General features: G+C 30.2%; 2 protein-coding genes. Both read left to right on the forward strand.

Going from position 1 to position 1,135, the window contains the following annotated elements; all coding sequences use genetic code 11:
- Positions 1-643: 643 nt before the first annotated feature.
- Positions 644-940 (forward strand): hypothetical protein, encoded by a 297-nt coding sequence (locus LS72_RS10495; RefSeq protein ID WP_034555582.1) that lies wholly within the window; start codon positions 644-646, stop codon positions 938-940.
- On the forward strand, positions 924-1,135 hold a 212-nt coding region (locus LS72_RS10500; protein WP_138155357.1), incomplete at its 3' end, for a hypothetical protein. The genes LS72_RS10495 and LS72_RS10500, both read left to right, overlap by 17 nt.

Below are 1,135 nucleotides of genomic sequence, written 5' to 3' on the forward strand. Positions count from 1 at the left end.
GTCTTTGTCCTCTTGTTTCTCCCCTTTTTTAACTTCCTCCTCTAGCGGCTCTTTCTCATAATAGTGCCAACCACGCTTTGAATCTGTGAAAAAAGAATTTGTGGAATTATTAGCATATAAGAATTGCCCAATCATCAGCGGTATTAAGAAAAATTGTTTTTGCACTGAAATTCCTCTTTCTAAAGATTAAAGAACTTTAACATTAAAACATACCCAATATTTATGAAAATGAAAAAAATTTAGTTTAATATTGTTTTGATATTGTTTAAATATCATTATGATATTGATAAGATATTTTTTAAATACTTTAAAGGGAAAAAATGGGTATTAAAGCAAGAAGTTTATAATCCTAAAAAGAATGTAGTATAAAAAAACAAATGCAATTACCCCTTTGTTAAATAAGAAAGGAGATATTGTAAAGTAAATCAGTTATTCCTTGACCCTATTCTTATTGCTAAAGCTATGGGGCTAGAGGTTTTTATTGCATCACTTCCACGCGATGGAATACCGCCTAAATAATTTAGGAGTTTGCGTGTATGTCATTATGCCTTGTCTTGTAGGTTACCTTTTTATATTAAAATTTTTATTTCCATAAATATTGGGTATGTTTTGGTGGTAAAGTTTTAATTTTAAAGGAGTAAAAATGGATTTATTTAAAGAGAAAATGGAAACTTGGGAGGGGAAGCTCGTGCGACTTAAAGAAGATTGTAGGACAGGAGAGCATATCTACCCAAAAGGCTTGTTAATGAAGATAGATTGTGTTAGCACGAAAAAAGTGAGATTACAAACAATGCCTTGTGCTACCTGTGGAATCGTAGATTTTATGATAATAAAAGAGCATAAAAGTGCTTATGCACATTATTTTGAGTTTGTGGAGGAATCCGAGCTAAACTATACCCAAACACACAAATCAAAGGACATAAATGCAGCAAACAATTAACAATATCATACATAAATTTAACAATATCAACTTTGCAGTTTTGGAGAACTCAAAGATTACTATCTTTTTCTACTTAGTCTTACTTGTGGCTATGTTGGTTGGATTCTATTATGAAAGTATGATTAGTTTTTATATTACACTTTTAGGAATGATAACTATTTATCTTTTAAAAGCACTGCAAAAAAGAGATTTTCT

This window comes from Helicobacter apodemus, assembly GCF_000765745.2.
Classification (GTDB): Bacteria; Campylobacterota; Campylobacteria; order Campylobacterales; family Helicobacteraceae; genus Helicobacter_D; species Helicobacter_D apodemus.

Coding starts and splice junctions, on each gene's coding strand:
- LS72_RS10495 (WP_034555582.1), top strand. CDS start 644: ATGGATTTATTTAAAGAGAAAATGGAAACTTGGGAGGGGAAGCTCGTG.